Source organism: Kluyvera intermedia (assembly GCF_034424175.1).
GTDB classification, from domain to species: domain Bacteria; phylum Pseudomonadota; class Gammaproteobacteria; order Enterobacterales; family Enterobacteriaceae; genus Kluyvera; species Kluyvera intermedia.
The window spans coordinates 3,173,257-3,193,232 of the sequence record NZ_CP139986.1 but is presented as its reverse complement, the minus strand read 5'-3'; the positions used below and the strand labels follow the sequence as shown (position 1 = coordinate 3,193,232).

Sequence of the window (19,976 nt, the reverse complement as noted above, 5' to 3'; positions counted from 1 at the left end):
CGCCGTATTCAACAACCCGCTGCAATGTAGTCGCCGTTAGCGCTTATCGGAATCACCGTCACGAACAGCACGGTGGCGAAGAGAACAAGCATCACGCCCCCCACGATTTTGACTGCCGGCATCAGCCAATGATGACGCGGTGCATCGCCAAAAATGGCGACGGTACGCTCACGTGCGTAACGTACGGCTAGCGATAGCCCCAGAATCGACAATCCCGTCCCCAGCGCCATGGTCATAACCGCTGCCATCCCCCATGTCACCATGCCGAGCGCATTGGCGAACATGAGAATCATAATCGCGCCACTACACGGGCGTGCACCAATAGCCAGAATGACGCCCAGACGCGTCTTCCAGTCGCTCTCAGCTAGCGTTATTCCCACGCCATGATGCCCGCAGCCGCAGTGTTCATCATGCGTATGAAGCGGTTTGAGGGACGAGATGATGGGTCTGCGCGGACGCAGGTTCTGGCATGCCTGATAAATAATAAATGCGCCGAATAAGCCAATCATGACAGCACTGATTTTTTCGACAAACCAGCGGCTGATGCTGACATCGCCGGACGCCAGATTGAGTCCAATGGCCAGAATAAACACAAACGCAATCGCGCTTACGCCTTGCATGAGGCTGCCAATAAACGGTACCGCGCGGGCGGCAAACAGACTTTCTTTATTGGTGCTGAGGTAGGTGGTGACGATAAATTTACCGTGTCCGGGCCCGATAGCATGCAGTACGCCATACAAAAATGCGCCGCCAAGCAGCCACAGTCCACCGCTGTATTGGTGATTATGTATCTCAAGCAGATACATCACCAGATAGCGATGCAGGGTAATTTGTGTCGCCAGACACCACTGAATAAAAACACTCCAGTGCGCGTGCAAACTGAAGGCGACAGCCAGTAGCAGGAGAGTCGCCAATCCCGCACCCGGGATTCGCCAGTCAGAAGTGAGGCGTTGCACTGTCATCGTTTGACCTATAAGAAGCGGGCGTGAGGACAGTATAGTAATGCAATGTTAAGAAAATGTGCTATCCGTTAACCTGAACAAGATGTAACGGATAGCGCAAGAGATCGCGGAAGGTTTAACTCTTTGGATCAAAGAGATCCGTTTTCAGCGTATCGTAATCCACTTTTTGTAAGCGGAAATTGGTAATAAAGACCTTGCCGGCTTTTTGCTTCGAGATAAAACGATATTTCGGCACGATCTCTTTGGTTTGAATGCCTGTCCACTGTGAGAAGAAGCTCAGGAAATCGTTGGCCGAGCGGCGGGCCTTGATGATGTTATGCGTTTTATCATCGCTTGAGAGCACCATAAACGGTACCTGGAAGTTCTGCTGATACTTATCATCGTGCGCCAGGTACTGCACCGCTTTACCGCGTTCTTTAAATGCCAGACCGTGGTCGGAGAAATAGACCAATGAGAAGCTATCGGTATTGCTGCGCAACTGAGTGTAGAGCTGGCTCAGCAGGTTGTCGGTTTGCGTCATGGTATAGAGATAGCATGACGTCTCTTTTGACTGAACAAAGTGTTCATACTTGCCCTGAGTGCGATCGCAGGCCTGTGGGTGCGAACCCATCAGGTGCAGAACAATCAGCTGCGGCTGGCTACGCTGGGTGGCGAGCACCTGAGCGGTCATTTTTACCAGCGCCTCATCGCGGGTATTTTTATCCGCTTCAAAATCCCCACTTTTCAGGAACTGCACCTCATCGGCGCGTTTCGCAATACTGGCGATGGCGGTGTCGTACTCACCAATCTGGCCCTGGTTTGAGAACCACCAGGTCTGAAAGCCTGCACGGTTGGCGAGGGTAACAAAGTTATCCTGATACAGCGGCTTGCCGTCCACTACCCGGTTTAAAGTCAGGCCCAATGATTTTTGCGTTGAACCGCTGGCGGCAACGTAATTGGTGAACAGATTACCGTTAACCGAACTGGCAAACGGCGTGTTGTCCCAGTGTCCACCAAAAGCGCCTAACGCATCACGGCGTGCACTTTCGCCGATCACCACCACATAGGTATGGTATTTCGGCTTCACGGCGACCACATTCCAGGTATCTTTCACTCCGGAAAGCGCGGCCATTCGCTGCTGTTCATCAAGCACTTCATGATTATTCACGATAATGTCTTTCACAAAGCGAAAAGCCGGGTAGCCGGTATCTTTTAGCTTGAAGACACCGCCATAGAGCTGGTTTTGGATAGGCTGAACAAAGAATACGCCAATGCTAAACAGAAGACACAGCGTCTCCACAAGGCGCCAGCGCGGCTTATTTCCCACCTTACGTCTGACAGCGATGACGCCGAGCGCAAAGATAAAGAGACCCACCAGATAGCTGTACCACGGGAAAATGGTGAAGATTTCCGTCGATTCTTCCATGTTGGTGGAGTGCATCGCCAACAGGGTATTGAAATTGGGAGCGCCGTAAGCCTGGCTGAAAGGGAAGTAAAGCGCGGCGACAAGCGAGTATACCCCCAGAATGACCTTTTGAACTCTGGGCGCTGTACGCCATAGCAGATGTAAGACGCAGGTAAATGCCGCGGCATACATCAGATCCCAGCCATAGCCAGATAGCTGCGTGAAAGAGTAGCCCAGCGACAGGTTAATCAGCAGTGATTGTAAAAAATAAAGTCCTGGCCACAGGCTAACAGCAAGCACACGTGCGGTGAGGGATTCTTTCAGGGTTAGGTTCATAAATCGCAACTATAAAAACGCCATGTGCGTCCCCTGGCGTCAAGGGTTCTTTAGTGACCAGACGATGCGTGAAAAGGGGGATGCAAAGTACAGGGCTGCAAGAAGATAAAGCCAGCTTATAACGGGGTCAACTACTGATAACGAATTGTTTTGGGATGGGGCTTACAAAACCAGAAAATAAGCGGGGTTTTTAGCTCAAACGGGTAGGTTGCCAGCGGAATGTGACAGGGTGATGAAGCGGCGTCGCGACGCCGCTTAGCGGGACGGTTTGTCCTGCTGTGGCTTGTTGTTGAACAGGTCGCACAGCATTTCGATCAACATCAAACGGACTTTAAATGGAGAGTGGCTAAACACGCTGATACACCTCTTGAATTCGTTCATGGTTCCTCCTGCTTCCGGCTCGTCATTCCGTGATGAGCGTTCGTATTACATACAGATATAGCATAGGCTATATTTTATAGCTATGGCTAAAACGTTAAATTTTTGTGCTCGAGTCACAATCCATTACAATGGGCTCACTTGATATGACGCGTTAAGGCGTCACACAGATGAGGAAGTTCTATGGGCCGTCGCGCAGGTACGCCAATAACAAAAAAAGTGACGCAGCTGGTGAATGTCGAAGAGCACGTTGAAGGGTTTCGTCAGGTTCGTGAAGCGCACCGTCGGGAGCTGATTGACGACTATGTTGAGCTGATTTCTGATCTGATCCGCGAGGTGGGAGAAGCGCGTCAGGTTGATATGGCCGCACGTCTTGGGGTATCGCAGCCGACGGTCGCGAAAATGCTCAAACGGCTGGCGGGAGTCGGCTTGATTGAGCAGATCCCATGGCGCGGCGTTTTCCTCACCCCGGAAGGGGAAAAGCTGGCGCAAGAAAGCCGTGAGCGTCATCAGGTGGTGGAGAACTTCCTGCTGGTGCTGGGTATCAGCGCCGAGACCGCCCGCCGCGATGCGGAAGGTATTGAACATCATGTTAGCGAGGAAACGCTGGACATGTTCCGCCAGTTTACCGAGAAGCACGGGCATTACGCTGAATGAATCTCCCTTTTATTCGGTCGCTGATGCGCGACCGTTTCCTGCATCTGCTGATTATCATCGGCATTTTGCTGAGTTTTTTTGTGCCCTTTACGCCAGCACATTGGCCCGCGGTCATTGACTGGCACACCATTGTTACTCTGAGCGGCCTGATGCTGCTGACCAAGGGCGTTGAGCAGAGCGGCTATTTTGATGTCCTGGGACGTAAAATGGCGCGCCGCTTTGCCACTGAACGCCAGCTGGCGCTGTTTATGGTGTTGGCGGCGGCGCTACTGTCGACGTTTCTGACCAACGATGTGGCACTGTTCATCGTTGTGCCGCTGACCCTGACGCTAAAAAAATGGTGTGCGCTGCCCATTAACCGGATGATTATCTTCGAGGCGCTGGCGGTCAATGCTGGTTCGCTGCTAACGCCTATCGGCAATCCGCAAAATATCTTGTTGTGGGGGCGTTCTGGTTTGACGTTCCCGGCCTTTACCGGGCAGATGCTCCCGCTGGCGTTGGCCATGATGGCAACCCTGCTGGTGCTATGTTGGTTTTGTTTCCCGGCCAAAAAACTCGCGTTTCAAAGTAGTGACCGCACACCGTCATGGCAGCCTTTGCTGGTGTGGAGTTGTCTGGCGTTCTATCTGATTTTCCTCGCCGCGCTGGAGATGCAGCAGGAGCTGTGGGGGCTTGTTATCATCGCCGTCGGATTCTTGCTGCTGGCTCGACGAGTGGTGCTAAGCGTTGATTGGACGCTGCTACTGGTCTTTATAGCGATGTTTATTGATGTCTACTTGCTAACGGAACTCCCGGTGTTACAACAGTCACTGGCGGGGGTGAGCAGCTTGTCCGAAGGTCAGCTTTGGCTGACGGCGATTGGGCTGTCGCAGGTCATAAGCAACGTGCCGTCGACCATCTTGCTGCTCAACTATGTCCCGCCGTCAATGCTGCTGGCATGGGCGGTAAACGTTGGTGGTTTTGGCCTGCTACCAGGCTCGCTGGCGAATCTGATTGCACTGCGCATGGCCGCTGACCGGCGTATCTGGTGGCGCTTCCATCTTTATTCGATTCCGATGCTGCTATGGGCTGCGGCAGTAGGGTATGGGTTGCTGCTACTTTTGCGCTGACCTACCCGGAGTCGCTGACGCTCGTCCGGGCTACCGGTTGTTGTAGGCCGGATAAGGCAACGCTGCCATCCGGCAATCTGTACCGTTGCGCCTAATGGCGCGCCGCTTATCACGCCTACAAAGTACCCCGGACGAGCGTCTGTGACTCCGGGAAAACCCTCACCGACTCACAAAAATCGCACCTCCTGCTTGCGGATCTTTGCACCTTCCGGCTATATGACTAGTCATTAACTTTAAATGACTAGTCATATAGGAGCCGTACTATGAAACCATCACTGCCCGCCAATTTCCTGTGGGGTAACTCTGTCTCCAGCATGCAAACAGAAGGCGCCTGGAATGAAGGTGGCAAAGGCATGTCGGTCTACGATATCCGTGAACCAAAGGAATTTGCGTCTGACTGGAAGGTAGCAACCGACTCCTATCATCGCTTTGAAGAAGATTTTGATTTAATGAAAGATCTGGGCATGAACTGCTACCGTTTCCAGATTGCCTGGAGCCGTGTTTGCCCAACCGGTGACGGTGAATTCAATGAAGAGGGCATTGCGTTCTACGAACGCTTCATTACCGGGCTTATTGAACGTGGCATTGAGCCGATGATCTGTCTCTACCACTTCGACATGCCGCTGGCGCTCGCCGAAAAATATAACGGTTTCACCGACCGCCGGGTGTTAGAGGCTTTTGTCCGCTACGGTAAAAAAATGATCGACTGCTTCGGCGACCGCGTGACCTGGTGGCTGACCTTCAACGAACAAAACCTTTACCATATGCCAGAAGCTTTCCTGATTTCTGGCTATATGCGCGGCGATAAAACGTTGCGCGAGCTGTATCAGATTCAGCATCACGTAATGATGGCGCACGCCCACCTGACGAATTATCTGCACGAAACCAAACCGGGCAAACTGATGGGCGGTATGCTGGCGCACGCCCAGGTCTATCCGGCGACCTGCAAACCGCGTGATGTTTTTTGTGCCCGGCAGCTTGATGAGTTCTTTAACCAGAACCTGTTACGTGCATTTGCAGGCGAGGGCTACAGCCCGGAAGTGATGTATTTTGTCGATAAAGCGGGCCTGCGTGATATTTATCCTGACGAAGACCTGGCGGTGCTGGCAACCATGAAGAATGACTATATGGCATTCAGTTACTACGCCAGCCGAACGCTCGATAGCGACCCCATCCCGCAAGATACACCGGTCAATAACTACATGTTGTTTGGCGACAAGCCGAATCCACACCTGAAAGCGACCGAATGGAACTGGCAGATAGACCCGCTCGGTTTTCGCAGTATCATTACCCGCTATTACAATGACTGGCGTTTACCGGTGTTCCCGATTGAGAACGGCATTGGCGTGATTGAATCGTGGGACGGTGAAAACCAGATTGCCGATGATTACCGCATTGCCTACCATCGCGACCATATTAATGCCATGAAAGAGGCCATTTTCGAAGATGGCGCGCAGGTCATTGGCTATCTGGGCTGGGGGCTGATTGATATTCTTAGCTCGCAGGGTGACATGCGTAAACGTTATGGCGTGGTTTACGTCAACCGCGAAAACCACGATTTGAAAGATTTGTGCCGTGTACCGAAGAAAAGTTATGCATGGCTGAAAAAAGCCATACACAGTAACGGCGAAGAGATGTAACCACAGGAGCGGGTGATGGCAGCGAAGTACATCGCGATAGCGCGGGAAATCAAAAAACGGATCATAAGTCGGCAATATCCCGCTTCTGAGCCATTACCCGACCAATTTGCGCTGGCGGCAGAATTTGGCACCAGTCGCATGACGATTCAGCAGGCGATGCGGCAGCTGATTGTTGAAGGGTTAATCTACACCCGCAAAGGGCTGGGAACGTTTGTTCGTAAAAACTTCCTCCAGCTTTCGCAGTGGGACATTCATGGCAGCGATTATTCTGGTGCGACGGAAACCTGGGGGCATCTGGGCAAAGTGGAAAGTCAGGTGATTCGCTTCGAGCTGCGCTTCCCAACACAGAAGGAGCAGAGCTCTCTGCTGATTGATGCCGATGCGCCCATCTACGATTTTGTGCGTTTACGACTGCTGAACGGTGAGCCACTCTCATTGGATATTACCGTTATGCCCGTCTCGCTGGTGCCGGGGCTAAATAAAGAGCATCTGGAAAATTCAGTTTTTCAGTACCTGCAGGAAAATCTGGGGTTGAAAATGATGGGGTCGTACCGTGTCGTACGGGCATTAAAGCCGACGGAGCTAGATAAAGAGCATCTTAACTGCGAAGCGGGCGACCCGATTCTGGAAGTGGAGCAGGTTATCTATCTGGATGATGGCACGCCGCTTGAGTATGCGCACTGTCACTATCGTTACGATCACGGCGGGATTGTTATCGTCAATAATGGATAGAAAAATGGCGGGTGATTAACCCGCCATTTTTTTGTCACCATTTCTGGTGTGTTCCCGGCTACAGAATGTAGGCCGGATAAGGCTTTAGCCGCCATCCGGCAATCCACATCGGATGCCCTATCAGTTCAGACGAACCGGCATCCCAGAACGGTTTTTCACCGCCTGTTCAACAATGCTCTGATCAACGTCAGACTGGCTGGTGACAGCCTGCACCGCTTTAGTCAGAGAAATCGGAACGACTTCACCTTCTTCAAACTGTGCTTCAGTAGTAGACAGCGGGTTGTGAACTTCAATGAAGCGGCTACCATCTGGCTCAGTCGTTGCCTTCACAGGCTCATCAATAAACTGTACACGCGTACCAACCGGCACGTTCTGGAACAGGAATTTGATGTCTTCGTTACGCAGACGTACACAGCCATGGCTGACGCGCAGGCCAACACCAAAGTTGGCGTTAGTCCCGTGGATAGCGTACAGGCGACCAATATACAGCGCGTAAAGGCCCATAGGGTTGTCTGGACCTGCTGGAACGACGGCTGGCAGCGGCTCGCCTGCGGCTTTATATTCTGCGTGCATTTTCGCCGTTGGTGTCCAGGTTGGACCCGCTTTCTTACGTTCTACCTTGGTTGTCCAGTTGATAGGTGTATCTTTGCCCAACTGGCCAATACCGATTGGCAGCACGATAACGGTGTTAGTGCCTTTCGGATAGTAGTACAGACGCATTTCTGCGCTGTTAATCACAATACCTTCGTGCACGGTATCAGGCAGAATCACTTGCTGAGGAATGTTCAGCACGGTGCCGCCTTTTGGCAAGAAAGTATCCACGCCGGGGTTAGCTTCCAGCATGTTGGACAAGCCCATTTGATACTGGGCAGCGAAGTATTCCAGCGGTTGCTTATTGTCATCCGGAATGGTGATAACCTGGTTCTGACCGACAATGCGGCTGCCGTTGGTCGGCAGCGGGTACGTGACCGCAGATGCCGAATTACAGAAGCCTACGACAGCAAGCGCCGCAGCGAAAAGCGTTGTTAATTTAATGTTCATGTTGTGCGAGGTATCAGTGCCCTTACGGCCGTTGTTTGGGAATTCAGACTGTTGGTAGGAGCGCATTATATGTGCATTCCTTGTCGCAGGGAATTCGGATGTGTACGAAATCACATTTTTTTCACTTGGGTTACATTTTAGTCTCTGGCGAAGGCGGGCGCTTTTTATTCCCGATTGTGGCACAATAGGCGGTTTGTCACATTCTTCACATTCTTCAGGATACTCCCGTGTTAGTTACCAGCAACGTCACCATGCAGTTTGGCAGTAAGCCGCTGTTCGAAAACATCTCCGTCAAATTTGGCGGCGGCAACCGTTACGGCCTGATTGGCGCAAACGGGAGCGGCAAATCCACCTTTATGAAAATTCTCGGCAACGATTTAGAACCGTCGCTGGGTAACGTTTCCCTCGATCCGAACGAGCGCATCGGTAAGCTGCGCCAGGATCAGTTTGCTTTTGAAGAGTTCACGGTGCTGGACACGGTGATCATGGGGCATGCTGAACTGTGGGAAGTGAAACAAGAGCGCGACCGTATCTATGGTCTGGCTGAAATGAGCGAAGAAGATGGCTATAAAGTGGCCGATCTTGAAGTGCTTTACGGCGAGATGGACGGTTACTCTGCGGAATCCCGCGCGGGCGAACTGCTGCTGGGCGTCGGTATTCCGGTTGAACAGCATTGGGGCCTGATGAGCGAAGTTGCGCCAGGCTGGAAACTGCGTGTTCTGTTAGCACAGGCGCTGTTCTCAAACCCTGACATCCTGCTGCTCGACGAACCAACGAACAACCTGGACATCGATACCATCCGCTGGCTGGAGCAGACGCTTAACGATCGCGACAGCACCATGATCATCATTTCGCACGACCGTCACTTCCTGAACATGGTCTGTACCCACATGGCCGATCTCGACTACGGCGAGTTGCGCGTATACGCGGGTAACTACGATGAGTACATGACCGCTGCGACCCAGGCGCGTGAACGTCTGCTGTCCGATAACGCTAAGAAAAAAGCGCAGATTGCCGACCTGCAATCCTTCGTTAGCCGCTTTAGCGCCAACGCCTCCAAATCTCGTCAGGCAACGTCTCGCGCTCGTCAGATTGATAAAATCAAACTTGACGAAGTGAAGGCCTCCAGCCGTCAGAACCCGTTCATTCGTTTCGAACAGGATAAGAAACTGTTCCGTAACGCGCTGGCAGTTGAAGAACTTGCGAAAGGCTTCGATAACGGCCCGCTGTTTAAAGACATCAATCTGCTGCTGGAAGTGGGCGAGAAGCTTGCCATTCTGGGTGCCAACGGCGTGGGTAAAACCACCATGCTGAAGACGCTGGTCGGTGAACTGACTGCGGATCACGGTACCGTGAAATGGTCTGAGAATGCGCAAATTGGTTATTACGCGCAGGATCATGCGGAAGATTTCGATAACGATCTGACCGTGTTCGACTGGATGAGTCAGTGGAAACAGGAAGGCGATGACGAGCAGGTCGTTCGTGGCTTCCTGGGTCGTCTGCTGTTCAGCCAGGACGATATCAAAAAGCCGGCGAAAGTACTCTCCGGTGGTGAAAAGGGTCGCATGCTGTTCGGTAAGCTGATGATGCAAAAACCGAACATTCTGGTGATGGATGAACCAACCAACCACCTGGACATGGAATCCATTGAATCACTGAACATGGCGCTGGAAATGTATCAGGGCACCCTGATCTTCGTTTCTCACGACCGTGAATTCGTCAGCTCACTGGCGACCCGTGTGATTGAAATTACGCCTGAGCGCGTGGTGGACTTCACCGGTAACTACGAAGATTACCTGCGCACCAAAGGCGTCGAGTAATATGTCTTCGGGTTCCCTTGGGAACCCGATTTGCGTAGCCCGGCTAAGCGCAGCGCCGCCGGGTTCTTTTCCTCAGCTATTCAATCTGCACTTTCGATCCCCAGCGCACGCCTGCCGTGGACGTTCAAATCTTCCAGCGTAAACCGTCCTTGCCAAGCAGCCTCATAATCTTCACGCGGGAAATCGCCCGGTGATGCACCACGTTCCAACGCAGCTTTGACCTTATGCGCATAGGCGAGGTTTTTGGCGCACATCGGTGCGGCGGGAATATACATGACGTTGCCCCAACCCTGCTGGTTTTCCACCGCTGCGACCGAGTGGATGACATCGCAATGCCACCACACGGAATCACCGGCTTCGAGCGCTGGAATGGAGGTGAGGGCGCTCATCAACAGTGGATGCCACTTCTCAGAGATCGGCAGGACTCTGCCCGGCGCCACGCCGCACAGTTCATCGTCTGGTACATCGTCAAGCAGCGGGCGCAGCAGCACATAAGCCATCGCTTCGGGAATCGGCACCACGTGCAGTAACCCCTGATCCGGGAGCATATCCGACAGCGCCGTCCAACCCTGGAAGGTGCGGAACACGGAGCATTTGGTGGTGTTATCGACGGTGTACTCTTCAACCTCGGTGCGGTGTGCTGCATTCCACGGATCGTAGCGATCCACATTGCCGTTAAAGACACTGGCGAATACCTGCTGATAGGCCGGAAGCAGCCAGCGCTCCAGCGCACCGGAATCGGTATGTGCGCCGAGCCCTTTCGAGGTGGTGCCCGGCGGACGGCGACGAATGCGATCGGGATAAATCACGCTAATATCCGGGTTAAACCACTGCTTACCGTCGCTTTCTACCTGCCACAGACGGTTTAAAAATGATTGTGTCTGCGCCATTTCCGGGCTTTGGCGCGCCTGCATCTGCGCTTGTGACCAGTAGATCGGGTAGATCTCAGGACGTGAAGCGTCCAGCGATCCGAAGAAGCTGTCGCCCGGCCCTTTGTAGACATCGTCGAAATGGTTGAGGTCGAGGTAGTCGAGCATCGAACGATCCCAGGCCAGCGCCTGTTCACGTGGGAAGTGGCCTTTAATCACTGCACAGCCGCGGCGTTTCACTTCGGCGCGGGAGGCATCGCTGATATTTCCAGCGGCAATATCAGCAAAGGGGATCACCGGCCATACCGGCAGATTCTGTGCCTTTAGCGCGTTAATTTCCGCCACCCGCGCTCTGATGGTGGCGCTCAGGCGGTCGAACACCGCCTGGACGTCGCCAATCTGCGCACGCAGCGCTTGTTTCATTTGACGAATGGCCGCTTTAGGATCGGCAGGCAGCGTTTCGTGGGTAAAGATAACCGTCATATCAACCTCGCAATCTTTCATTCGAAAGTTATTTTTATTACAAGCGATACTTTAGGTTAAAATAAAGTTAATGCAAGATTAATGTTTTGAGGTGGGAATAGCCCGTTCGAGCGAAGCGATGCCGGGATTTGGCTCCGAGCCGCCCCGGGGTCGGCGTAGACGCCTCGCCCGGGCTAAGATTAGAACGGGGTGGTACCGTCCAGCACAGCTTGAATCACGTTCAGCGCGCCGTCGTGGTTGTTATCGTCGGTCTGATAGTCGGCGATGGCTTTAATGCTGTCGGCGGCGTTGTCCATGGCGAAGGCGTACTTCACCAGTTTCAGCATTTCTGCATCGTTGCCGCTGTCGCCAATCGCCACGCACTCTTGCGGTGAGATCTGCCAGCGTTTTAGCAAGCGGCTGATACCGTTGGCTTTGTGCAAACCGGGAATGATGAGATCAACAAAGCCGAAGCCGCTGGTGACGGGCTTCATAATGCCATCAAGGGAGATATGGAGTTTATCGACTAACGCCGGAATAAGGCTGTCTGGCAGGTTTAGCGAGAATTTAAACATCTTGTCGTCGATGTCGTGATAGTTCGCCACGCGCTTTAAACGGTAATAGTGTTTGGACATCAGCGCCACCAGTTCTTCTGGTGCATTTTCGCTGATATAGGCGCTTTCCAGTCCGCAGGCGACAAAATGGAGCTGCGGATCTTTTTCCAGTTCACCAATCACCGTTTGATATTCATGGCGAGTCAGTTCCCCGTGGAAAAGCTCATGTCCGTGTTCGTACACCAACGCACCGTTTTCGGCGACATAGGAGATGCGGTCTCGGATTTCCGGGAAGAAGGTGATGAGCTGATAATACTGGTTGCCGCTGGCGACGACGAATTCAATGCCACGCTGTTGAAGCTGTTCAAACTGCGCCAGAAACCGTGAACGGTCGTAGGTTTTGGCGTCATTAAGAAAAGTTCCGTCCATGTCTGTGACGATAACTTTAACGGTCATACGGGATGCTCCTGGGGTAACTCCGGCCAGCAGCAATTTAATTACAATGTGAGCTAAAGCACAAATTTATTTCATTCGAAAGACCCGGCGGCGCTGCGCTTGGCCGGGCTACAAACTTACACAAAATTTCCCCGGTGGCGCTACGCTGGCCGGGAGACAAACTTGCACAAAGTAGCCCGGCCAAGCGCAGCGCCGCCGGGAGGCCGTGAATTACAGCGTATGCTCAGTACGCGCGATAATATCGTCCTGCGCATCCGGCGACAGCGCGGTGAAGAACGCCGAATACCCCGCCACGCGCACCACTAAATCACGATACTGATCCGGATGCTTCTTCGCCTCCAGCAGCGTTTCGCGCGACACGATGTTGTACTGAATATGCCAGCCTTTATGCACCTCAAAGAAGGTGCGCAGTAGCGCCATCAGTTTCTGTTTATCGCTCTCGTTTTCAAGCGTTGCCGGATTTAGCTTCTGGTTTAACAGCACGCCGCCAAGAATCGCCGACGTTGGCAGTTTCCCAACCGAACTTATCACCGCCGTTGGGCCGAGATGGTCAGTACCCGACGCCGGGCTAGCCCCTTCGGCAAGCGGTGTTTTGGCCTTGCGCCCATCCGGGGTTGCCATCGTCTGCGCACCAAATGGCACGTTGGCCGAAATGGATGACGTGCCCGCGTAGTAGTTACCGCCAATCGGGCCGCGACCGTAGCGCGGGTTGTGGTACTGCTTCAACTCGTCGATATAAGTCTGATACGCGCGAGCCAGCAGGGTATCCACGCTGTCATCATCGTTGCCATATTTTGGCGCGCCGTTAATCAGACGCTGACGCAACTGCTCGTGGGTCAAGCCGTCGTAATCTTCCGCCAGCGCTCTTGCTAATTCCTGCTGGCCAATCATGCCCTGATCGAAGACCAGTTTTTTCACCGCCGCCAGGCTGTTGCCGAGGTTGGCGATACCCACCTGGAGGCCAGAAACCCAATCGTACTTCGCGCCACCGGACTTGATGCTTTTTGCGCGTTCAATACAGTCGTCAACCAGCGCCGAGCACAGAATATCGTGCACGTTTTCTTCTAACATGGTGTCGACCACGTACTCAATCTCAATGGATTTGCGGGTGTAGTAGCGGATTTGCGTATCCCAGTCGCCCAGCATTTGATCGAAGTTGCTGAAGTTGCCTTTCGACAGCGCGTGCTCCTGCGGTAGAAACACCTGTCCGCTGGTGGCATCGCGCCCGCCTTCCATCGCTGCCAGCATCACGCGGGCGAAGTTGATGAAGCTCATGCCGGTGCAGCGGTAGCCCCACTTGCCGCCGACGGCGGTTTCGATACAGCCGATGGCCGCGTAATCGTAAGCGTCCTCTGGCTCGATACCCAGTTTGATAAATTCCGGGATCACGATTTCATCATTGTTGAAGGCCGGCATGCCGAAGCCGCAGCGAATCACCTGTACGCAGGCGTCGAGGAAATCGTTACTCATTCCCGCGTGATAGCGCACGCTCAGGTTTGGCTGCGTTGAACGCAGGCGACCGCAGGATTCAAGAATGGCGTAGGAGAGTGGGTTAACCGCATCCTGCGCTTCACCATTCACCAATTTCTGACCGCCGATAGTGACGTTCTGATACAGCGGGCTACCGGCGGAGGCTTTGGAGTGCGAGCCGGAGCGGATTTTGTTCACTTCCAGCAGTTTCAGCCAGCAGCTGTGCAGCAGCTCAATGGCCTGCTCGCGTTCCAGCGACTGCTCTAGCTCAACATCGCGGCGGTAGTACGGGTACAAATACTGGTCCATACGGGCAAACGACACCGAGTGACCGTTGGACTCAATTTGCAGAATCAGCTGGATGAAATAGCACAGCTGCAATGCCTGCCAGAAAGTTTTCGGTTGCTCGTGAGCAATCACATCGCAGTTGGCTGCCATTGCCAGCAACTCGTCGCGGCGGCTTTCACGGATCTCTTCAGCGGCCATCTTGCGTGCCAGCTCGGCGAAGCGCGTAATGTGCAGACTGACCGCGTCCAACACAATATCGATCCCTTTCAGGAACTGCTCACCGTGCAGATCTTCCAGCACCGTCAGGTTGATGCGCGAACGGCGCTCGGCCACTTTGGCGCGCATACCGTCAAGGCCTTTTTCCAGCAGCAGCGGGAAGTTCACCGCCAGGTGGGCGTCGCCGGAGGTCATGTTGCCTTCGGCTTTGATGATGCCGGTTGCCAGCAGTGCTTTTTGCTCGTCGGTGAACATGCCATAGCAGCGATCCTGCACGGTTTGCCCACGCCACCACGGACACACTTCATGCAGTACGCGTTTGTCCTCTTCGCTGACTGCAAAACCGGCACCTGGGCGATCCGCCAGGTCATCAATCTCTTTTTCAATCCAGCTAACGGTGTATTCCGGGAAGATCGGCGCCGCACGTACAACGCTCGCCTGATTACCAATAATCAGCTCGTCATGTTTGATCCAGATGGTACGCTCCGCCAGGTGATGCGCCAGCGCCAGCGCGCGGCGTACCGGAATCGGCTTATCCAGATGCTGCTGATACGCTTCGGTATAGTGGCGCGCACGTTCCGTACATACCGGTGGCTTCACGATATGCACCAGCGCGTTTTTATGGGCCTGAATACGGCTGGTTAATTTGTCGAGTTTTAGCATCGTCATCAGTTTTATCCTCGTAGTGTCGCCGTTAACCCTTTTTCATGAGCATACTGTTGGGCAAAATCCAACAGTGCCGGGTCGTTTAGCGGCTTATCGGGTGCGAAGTAGGGAAGGTCGAGCAGGGCATATTTATTGATACCCAACGTGTGGTAAGGCAGAAAATGGATATCGCGCACCACGTTCATGTCGGCGGCAAAATCAGTAATGGCTTTGATGGACTCTTTATCAGCATTAAAGCCTTGAATCAGTGGTACGCGTAGCGTGATGTTTTTTCCGGCGGCGGCCAGACGATTCAGGTTATCGAGTACCCGTTTAGCCGAGCCGTCTGTCCACTGTTTAAAACGCGCTTCATCAACATGTTTTAGGTCAGCCAGGAACAGGTCGGTATACGGCAGTGCTGGTTCCAGATAGCGCCACGGTACGTGCAAGCAGGTTTCAACCGCCGTGTGGATACCCTGCTCGTGCGCGCTTTTTAACAGCGTTAATGCCAGTTCGGGATTCATAAACGGTTCGCCGCCGGAGAGCGTCATGCCGCCGCCGCTGCGTTCGTAAAATGGTTTGTCGCGCAGGACGGTGGCCATAATCTCATCTGCGTTTTTCTCTTCGCCGCAGACGGTTAATGCCTGGGTTGGGCAGCAGTCGGTCAGCGTGGCAAGCTGAGCGTCATCCAGCTTTTCCCGATGAATGACCAGCCCGTTCAGCGCACGTTCAATCACCGTCGGCGCGGCTTTCTGGCACAGGTCGCAGCCGTCCAGACACAAACGTGGGTCGAACAGGAGATCCTGCCCGCGGGCGCGGCTTTCAGGGTTCTGGCACCAGCGGCAGCCGAGTGAACATCCCTTCAGGAAGACCACGGTGCGAATGCCTGGACCATCGTGGGTGGAATAGCGCTGAATGTTGAAAATCATATGCTGCCCTCATCTTTCGTATAAAGATTAAATTACTTTCGAATGAAAGTTATCTTGATGTGCGTCAACTTAGGATGAGGTTTTGCTGTGGTAGTGTTATTCCATGCTGAATATCACGGTTTAAGGAAACATCATGGAACTCTATCTAGACACCTCCGACGTAGTGGCTGTGAAGAAACTGGCGCGCGTGTTCCCACTGGCGGGCGTGACCACTAATCCGAGTATTGTGGCTGCCGGGAAAAAGTCGCTGGACGTGCTGTTGCCAGAATTGTATGAAGCAATGGGCGGCAAAGGGCGCTTGTTTGCGCAGGTGATGGCGACGACCGCTGACGGCATGGTGGCTGACGCGCATAAGCTGCGGGCAATTATCCCCGATCTGGTAGTGAAAGTGCCGGTAACGGCGGAAGGACTGGCAGCGATTAAATTGCTGAAAGCCGAAGAAATCCCTACGTTGGGCACCGCGGTCTATGGCGCTGCGCAGGGGCTGCTGTCGGCATTAGCGGGCGCCGAATACGTAGCACCGTATGTAAACCGTATGGATGCGCAGGGCGGTAACGGGATCCAGACCGTGGCTGAGTTGCAGGATTTATTGACGCTGCATGCGCCGCAGTCAAAAGTGCTGGCGGCGAGCTTTAAAACCCCGCGTCAGGCGCTGGATTGCCTGCTGGCAGGGTGTCAGTCGATTACCCTGCCGCTGGATGTGGCGCAACAGCTCATCAGCTATCCGGCAGTAGATGCCGCGGTGGCGAAGTTTGAGCAGGACTGGCAGACGGCGTTTGGACGGACGTCGCTGTAAACCGGAACCCGCTTCTTGTGTGGAGCCGTAGGCCCGATAAGCGCAGTGCCATCGGGCAGCACTGAGCAGATTACCGGATGGCGGCGTGCCGCCTTATCCGGCCTACAATGAGTGATCTGTTGCTGCCTGGCCACACACTTCACACGTCGGGTTACGCATCAGCTTCATCTCTCGAAACTGACAGCGCATCGCGTCATACATCACGATTTTACCCGCCGCTGGCGTGCCGTAATGGGCCAGCACTTTAATCGCTTCCATCGCCTGCATCGACCCAATCACGCCTACCAACGGTGCCATCACACCCGCTTCCACGCAGGTCAACGCATTCTCACCGAACAGGCGGCTCAGGCAGCGATAACAAGGCTCACCGTCCTGATATGTAAAGACCGAAATCTGGCCTTCCATGCGAATTGCTGCACCGGAAACCAGTGGGATTTTATGTTGGAAGCAACCGGCGTTAAGCTGGTTACGAATGGCGACGTTGTCGGTACAGTCGAGCACGGCATCATGCTCGGCAATCAGCGCCCACAGCGCTTCTTCTTCAAGCATCGCATTCAGGGTAACCAGCGTAGTGTGCGGGTTAATGCGCGCCAGCGCATCACGCGCGGAGTCAACCTTTGGCTGGCCGAGAGTGGCATCGCTGTGCAGCGTTTGTCGTTGCAGATTGGAGAGTGACACGGTGTCAAAATCGAGCAGCGTCATAAACCCTGCACCCGCCGCCGCCAGATACTGCGCCGCTGCGCAGCCTAAACCGCCAAGCCCCACCACCAATACGCACGATGCCTTCAGCTTCTCCTGACCGTCAAAATCAAAATCCCGCAGGATGATTTGCCGGTTATAACGCAGCATCTCGGCATCGCTTAGCTCCAGGGTCATTACAGGCCACCCAGCAGATGGTTAAACGGCTCAACCTCAACCCATTCACCGGCTTCCACGCGACCACGCTCGCGCTCCAGCACGATAAAGCAGTTACCCTGGCTAAAGGAGCTGAAAATATGCGAGCCCTGATGGCCGGTTGTGGATACCGTCAGTTCGCCGTTGTCATTGCGGGTCAGCAGACCGCGCTGGAAATCGAGGCGACCCGGGGATTTTTTCAGGGTGTCGGTGGTGCGCACGCGCAGACGTGGGGCCTGAGTGGCCTGGCTGCATGCACTGAGCTTAGCCAGCAATGGCTGCACCAGTTGATAGAACGTTAATGCCGCCGATACCGGATTGCCCGGCAGGCCGCAGAACCAACTGTGGCTTAGCTTGCCGAAGGCGAACGGTTTGCCCGGTTTAATCGCCAACTTCCAGAAGCTGATTTCGCCCAGTTCATCGAGAATCGTTTTGGTGTAATCCGCTTCACCCACCGACACGCCGCCGGAACTTATCACTACATCCGCTTGCTTATCCGCTTCGATAAAGGTTTGGCGTAACTGTTCAGGGTCGTCGCGAATAATGCCGAGGTTAATCACCTCACAGCCGAGCTGTTCGAGCATCAGGTGCACCGCCAGACGGTTGGTGTCGTAAATTTGCCCATCGCCCAACGGCTGGCCTGGCAACTGGAGTTCATCGCCGGTAGAGAACAGCGCGACGCGAATTTTACGAACGACGCTCACCTCTGCAATGCCGAGCGAGGCCAGCACCGGCAGTTCAGCGACCGTCAGGCGAGTGCCAGCAGGAAAGACCACTGCACCATCGGCAATGTCTTCACCACGACGGCGAATATTCTGCCCCGGCTTGACGTTAGCGATGAAACGCACGCCCGCGTCGGTTTGCTCAGTCTCTTCTTGCATCACCACGGCTTCACAGCCCGCAGGAATCGGCGCGCCGGTCATAATACGGATGCAGGTGCCTACAGGCCATTCACCGTGGAACGGTTGCCCTGCAAAGGCTTTACCCGCGACGGTCAGTGGCGTTTGCGCCGCAAGACAGGCCAGGCGCACCGCATAACCATCCATCGCCGAGTTATCAAAACCCGGTACGTCCAGTGGAGAGACGATATCGCTGGCGGTAATGCGGCCGAACGCCTGCAACAACGGGACTGATTCGCGGTCATGCAGCGGGGTAATCTGGTCTAGCATCTGCGTCAGCGCGGTATCAAGCGGTATCAATCCGGCGGTAAAATCCATGTGTAAACTCCTGCGGGAAACGTTCGAATGCGCCCATTATGGCAGAAAAGCCCCGCAGACTGTATGCCACCTGTGGTGTAGCTTTACATCACCGGACGCTCTTTCTATATTCAAAATTGATATAGGAGCTGAGTCACTATAATGATATTTATAAATAAAATGACGTAAGGGATAACAAATGGGCAAGGCAGTCATTGCGATTCACGGCGGTGCCGGAGCAATAAGTCGTCATCAACTTTCAGCGCAAAAAGAGCACGAATACGTGACGGCGCTTTCTGATATTGTCGAAAGTGTTCAACGAATGCTGGAAGAGGGTGCCAGCGCACTGGACGCGGTAACCGAGGCGGTACGCCAGCTGGAGGAGTGTCCGCTGTTTAATGCCGGCATCGGTTCGGTATTTACCGCCGCCGAAACGCATGAGCTGGATGCCTGCGTCATGGACGGTCATTCGCTCGAAGCGGGTGCTGTCGCTGGCGTGAAACATCTGCGTAATCCTATCCTGGCGGCCCGTTCGGTACTGGAGAATAGTCCGCATGTGATGATGATTGGTGAAGGTGCAGAAGCCTTCGCTCAGGCGCAAGGTATGGAACTGGTGAATAATTCCCTGTTCTCCACCGACGCGCGTTTTCAGCAACTTCAGCAAGCGCGGAGTAACGGCGAGTTTATTCTCGACCACGACGCCTCACCGCTCGACGAACGCCAGAAAATGGGCACCGTCGGGGCCGTGGCGCGCGATATCAACGGCAACCTGGCGGCGGCAACGTCCACCGGCGGGATGACCAATAAATTGCCCGGCCGGGTGGGTGACAGCCCGCTTGTCGGGGCGGGATGCTATGCCAATAACGCCAGCGTCGCAGTTTCGTGTACCGGGACCGGCGAGGTGTTTATCCGCACGCTTGCGGCCTACGATATTGCAGCGCTGATGGAGTACGGTAACCTCAGCTTGTTCGAAGCCTGCGAGCGCGTGGTGATGGAAAAACTCCCGGCGCTGGGCGGCAGCGGCGGGCTTATCGCCATCGACCGTGAAGGTAATGTGGTGCTGCCGTTTAACAGCGAAGGAATGTATCGTGCCTGGGCCTATGCCGGCGATACGCCAACTATCGGTATTTACCGGGAATAGA

17 protein-coding genes are annotated in these 19,976 nt (G+C 54.1%); 7 read left to right on the top strand and 10 right to left on the bottom strand.

Annotated features, from left to right (window positions below; all coding sequences use genetic code 11):
* Nucleotides 1–8 precede the first annotated feature (8 nt).
* From U0026_RS15425 to mntS, 3 genes are all read right to left on the bottom strand, one after another.
* On the bottom strand, nt 9–962 hold the full coding sequence (locus tag U0026_RS15425) for a nickel/cobalt transporter (protein ID WP_062774962.1): 954 nt from the start codon (nt 960–962) through the stop codon (nt 9–11).
* 115 nt (nt 963–1,077) lie between these two features.
* A complete protein-coding gene (locus tag U0026_RS15420) occupies nt 1,078–2,682 on the bottom strand; it encodes a phosphoethanolamine transferase (protein WP_062774963.1) in 1,605 nt (534 codons plus the stop codon).
* A 255-nt stretch (nt 2,683–2,937) separates the two neighbouring features.
* On the bottom strand, nt 2,938–3,063 hold the full coding sequence (gene mntS / locus U0026_RS15415; RefSeq protein WP_062774965.1) for a manganase accumulation protein MntS: 126 nt from the start codon (nt 3,061–3,063) through the stop codon (nt 2,938–2,940).
* A gap of 180 nt (nt 3,064–3,243) precedes the next feature.
* On the opposite strand from mntS, the gene mntR reads away from it, so the two are divergent.
* The 4 genes from mntR to U0026_RS15395 all read left to right on the top strand — a co-directional run bounded on the left by mntR (nt 3,244) and on the right by U0026_RS15395 (nt 7,198).
* Nucleotides 3,244–3,717, top strand: a complete 474-nt coding sequence (gene mntR, locus U0026_RS15410) for a manganese-binding transcriptional regulator MntR (RefSeq protein ID WP_062774966.1) — start codon at nt 3,244–3,246, stop codon at nt 3,715–3,717.
* Nucleotides 3,714–4,826, top strand: coding sequence for an anion transporter (locus U0026_RS15405; RefSeq protein ID WP_062774968.1), 1,113 nt, complete (start codon nt 3,714–3,716; stop codon nt 4,824–4,826). Before mntR ends, U0026_RS15405 begins: the two co-directional genes overlap by 4 nt.
* Before the next feature lie 263 nt (nt 4,827–5,089).
* Nucleotides 5,090–6,466, top strand: a complete 1,377-nt coding sequence (locus tag U0026_RS15400) for a glycoside hydrolase family 1 protein (RefSeq protein ID WP_062774969.1) — start codon at nt 5,090–5,092, stop codon at nt 6,464–6,466.
* A 15-nt stretch (nt 6,467–6,481) separates the two neighbouring features.
* Nucleotides 6,482–7,198: a GntR family transcriptional regulator gene (locus U0026_RS15395; RefSeq protein ID WP_062774971.1), complete on the top strand. Its 717-nt coding sequence runs from the start codon at nt 6,482–6,484 to the stop codon at nt 7,196–7,198.
* Between the two features lie 120 nt (nt 7,199–7,318).
* Here U0026_RS15395 and ldtB read toward each other — a convergent pair whose 3' ends face one another.
* Nucleotides 7,319–8,239, bottom strand: coding sequence for a L,D-transpeptidase (ldtB, locus tag U0026_RS15390; RefSeq protein ID WP_062775074.1), 921 nt, complete (start codon nt 8,237–8,239; stop codon nt 7,319–7,321).
* Between the two features lie 227 nt (nt 8,240–8,466).
* On the opposite strand from ldtB, the gene U0026_RS15385 reads away from it, so the two are divergent.
* The gene (locus U0026_RS15385; RefSeq protein WP_062774973.1) at nt 8,467–10,059 is read left to right on the top strand and encodes an ABC-F family ATPase; all 1,593 of its coding nucleotides are present in this window, start codon (nt 8,467–8,469) and stop codon (nt 10,057–10,059) included.
* An 80-nt stretch (nt 10,060–10,139) separates the two neighbouring features.
* Here the strand turns inward: U0026_RS15385 and U0026_RS15380 are convergent, their stop codons facing one another.
* The 4 genes from U0026_RS15380 to U0026_RS15365 all read right to left on the bottom strand — a co-directional run bounded on the left by U0026_RS15380 (nt 10,140) and on the right by U0026_RS15365 (nt 15,948).
* Nucleotides 10,140–11,411: a DUF1479 domain-containing protein gene (locus tag U0026_RS15380; RefSeq protein WP_062775076.1), complete on the bottom strand. Its 1,272-nt coding sequence runs from the start codon at nt 11,409–11,411 to the stop codon at nt 10,140–10,142.
* Nucleotides 11,412–11,590: 179 nt separating this feature from the next.
* Complete coding sequence (locus U0026_RS15375) at nt 11,591–12,400, bottom strand: Cof-type HAD-IIB family hydrolase (RefSeq protein WP_062774974.1); 810 nt, start codon at nt 12,398–12,400, stop codon at nt 11,591–11,593.
* Between the two features lie 210 nt (nt 12,401–12,610).
* Nucleotides 12,611–15,043, bottom strand: coding sequence for a formate C-acetyltransferase/glycerol dehydratase family glycyl radical enzyme (locus U0026_RS15370; RefSeq protein WP_062774976.1), 2,433 nt, complete (start codon nt 15,041–15,043; stop codon nt 12,611–12,613).
* 5 nt (nt 15,044–15,048) lie between these two features.
* A complete protein-coding gene (locus U0026_RS15365) occupies nt 15,049–15,948 on the bottom strand; it encodes a glycyl-radical enzyme activating protein (protein ID WP_062774977.1) in 900 nt (299 codons plus the stop codon).
* Nucleotides 15,949–16,081: 133 nt separating this feature from the next.
* Between U0026_RS15365 and fsa the strand changes: the two genes are divergently transcribed.
* Nucleotides 16,082–16,744, top strand: coding sequence for a fructose-6-phosphate aldolase (fsa, locus tag U0026_RS15360; RefSeq protein WP_062774979.1), 663 nt, complete (start codon nt 16,082–16,084; stop codon nt 16,742–16,744).
* Nucleotides 16,745–16,846: 102 nt separating this feature from the next.
* Here the strand turns inward: fsa and moeB are convergent, their stop codons facing one another.
* Both moeB and moeA read right to left on the bottom strand, forming a co-directional pair.
* Entirely contained in the window at nt 16,847–17,620 is a 774-nt protein-coding gene (moeB, locus tag U0026_RS15355; protein WP_062774980.1) for a molybdopterin-synthase adenylyltransferase MoeB, read from the bottom strand.
* On the bottom strand, nt 17,620–18,855 hold the full coding sequence (gene moeA / locus U0026_RS15350; RefSeq protein ID WP_062774982.1) for a molybdopterin molybdotransferase MoeA: 1,236 nt from the start codon (nt 18,853–18,855) through the stop codon (nt 17,620–17,622). Before moeA ends, moeB begins: the two co-directional genes overlap by 1 nt.
* Nucleotides 18,856–19,033: 178 nt before the next feature.
* Between moeA and iaaA the strand changes: the two genes are divergently transcribed.
* Nucleotides 19,034–19,975 carry a beta-aspartyl-peptidase gene (gene iaaA / locus U0026_RS15345; RefSeq protein ID WP_062774984.1) on the top strand — a complete coding sequence of 314 codons (942 nt, stop codon included), beginning with the start codon at nt 19,034–19,036 and terminating at the stop codon, nt 19,973–19,975.
* The last annotated feature ends 1 nt before the right edge of the window (nt 19,976 follow it).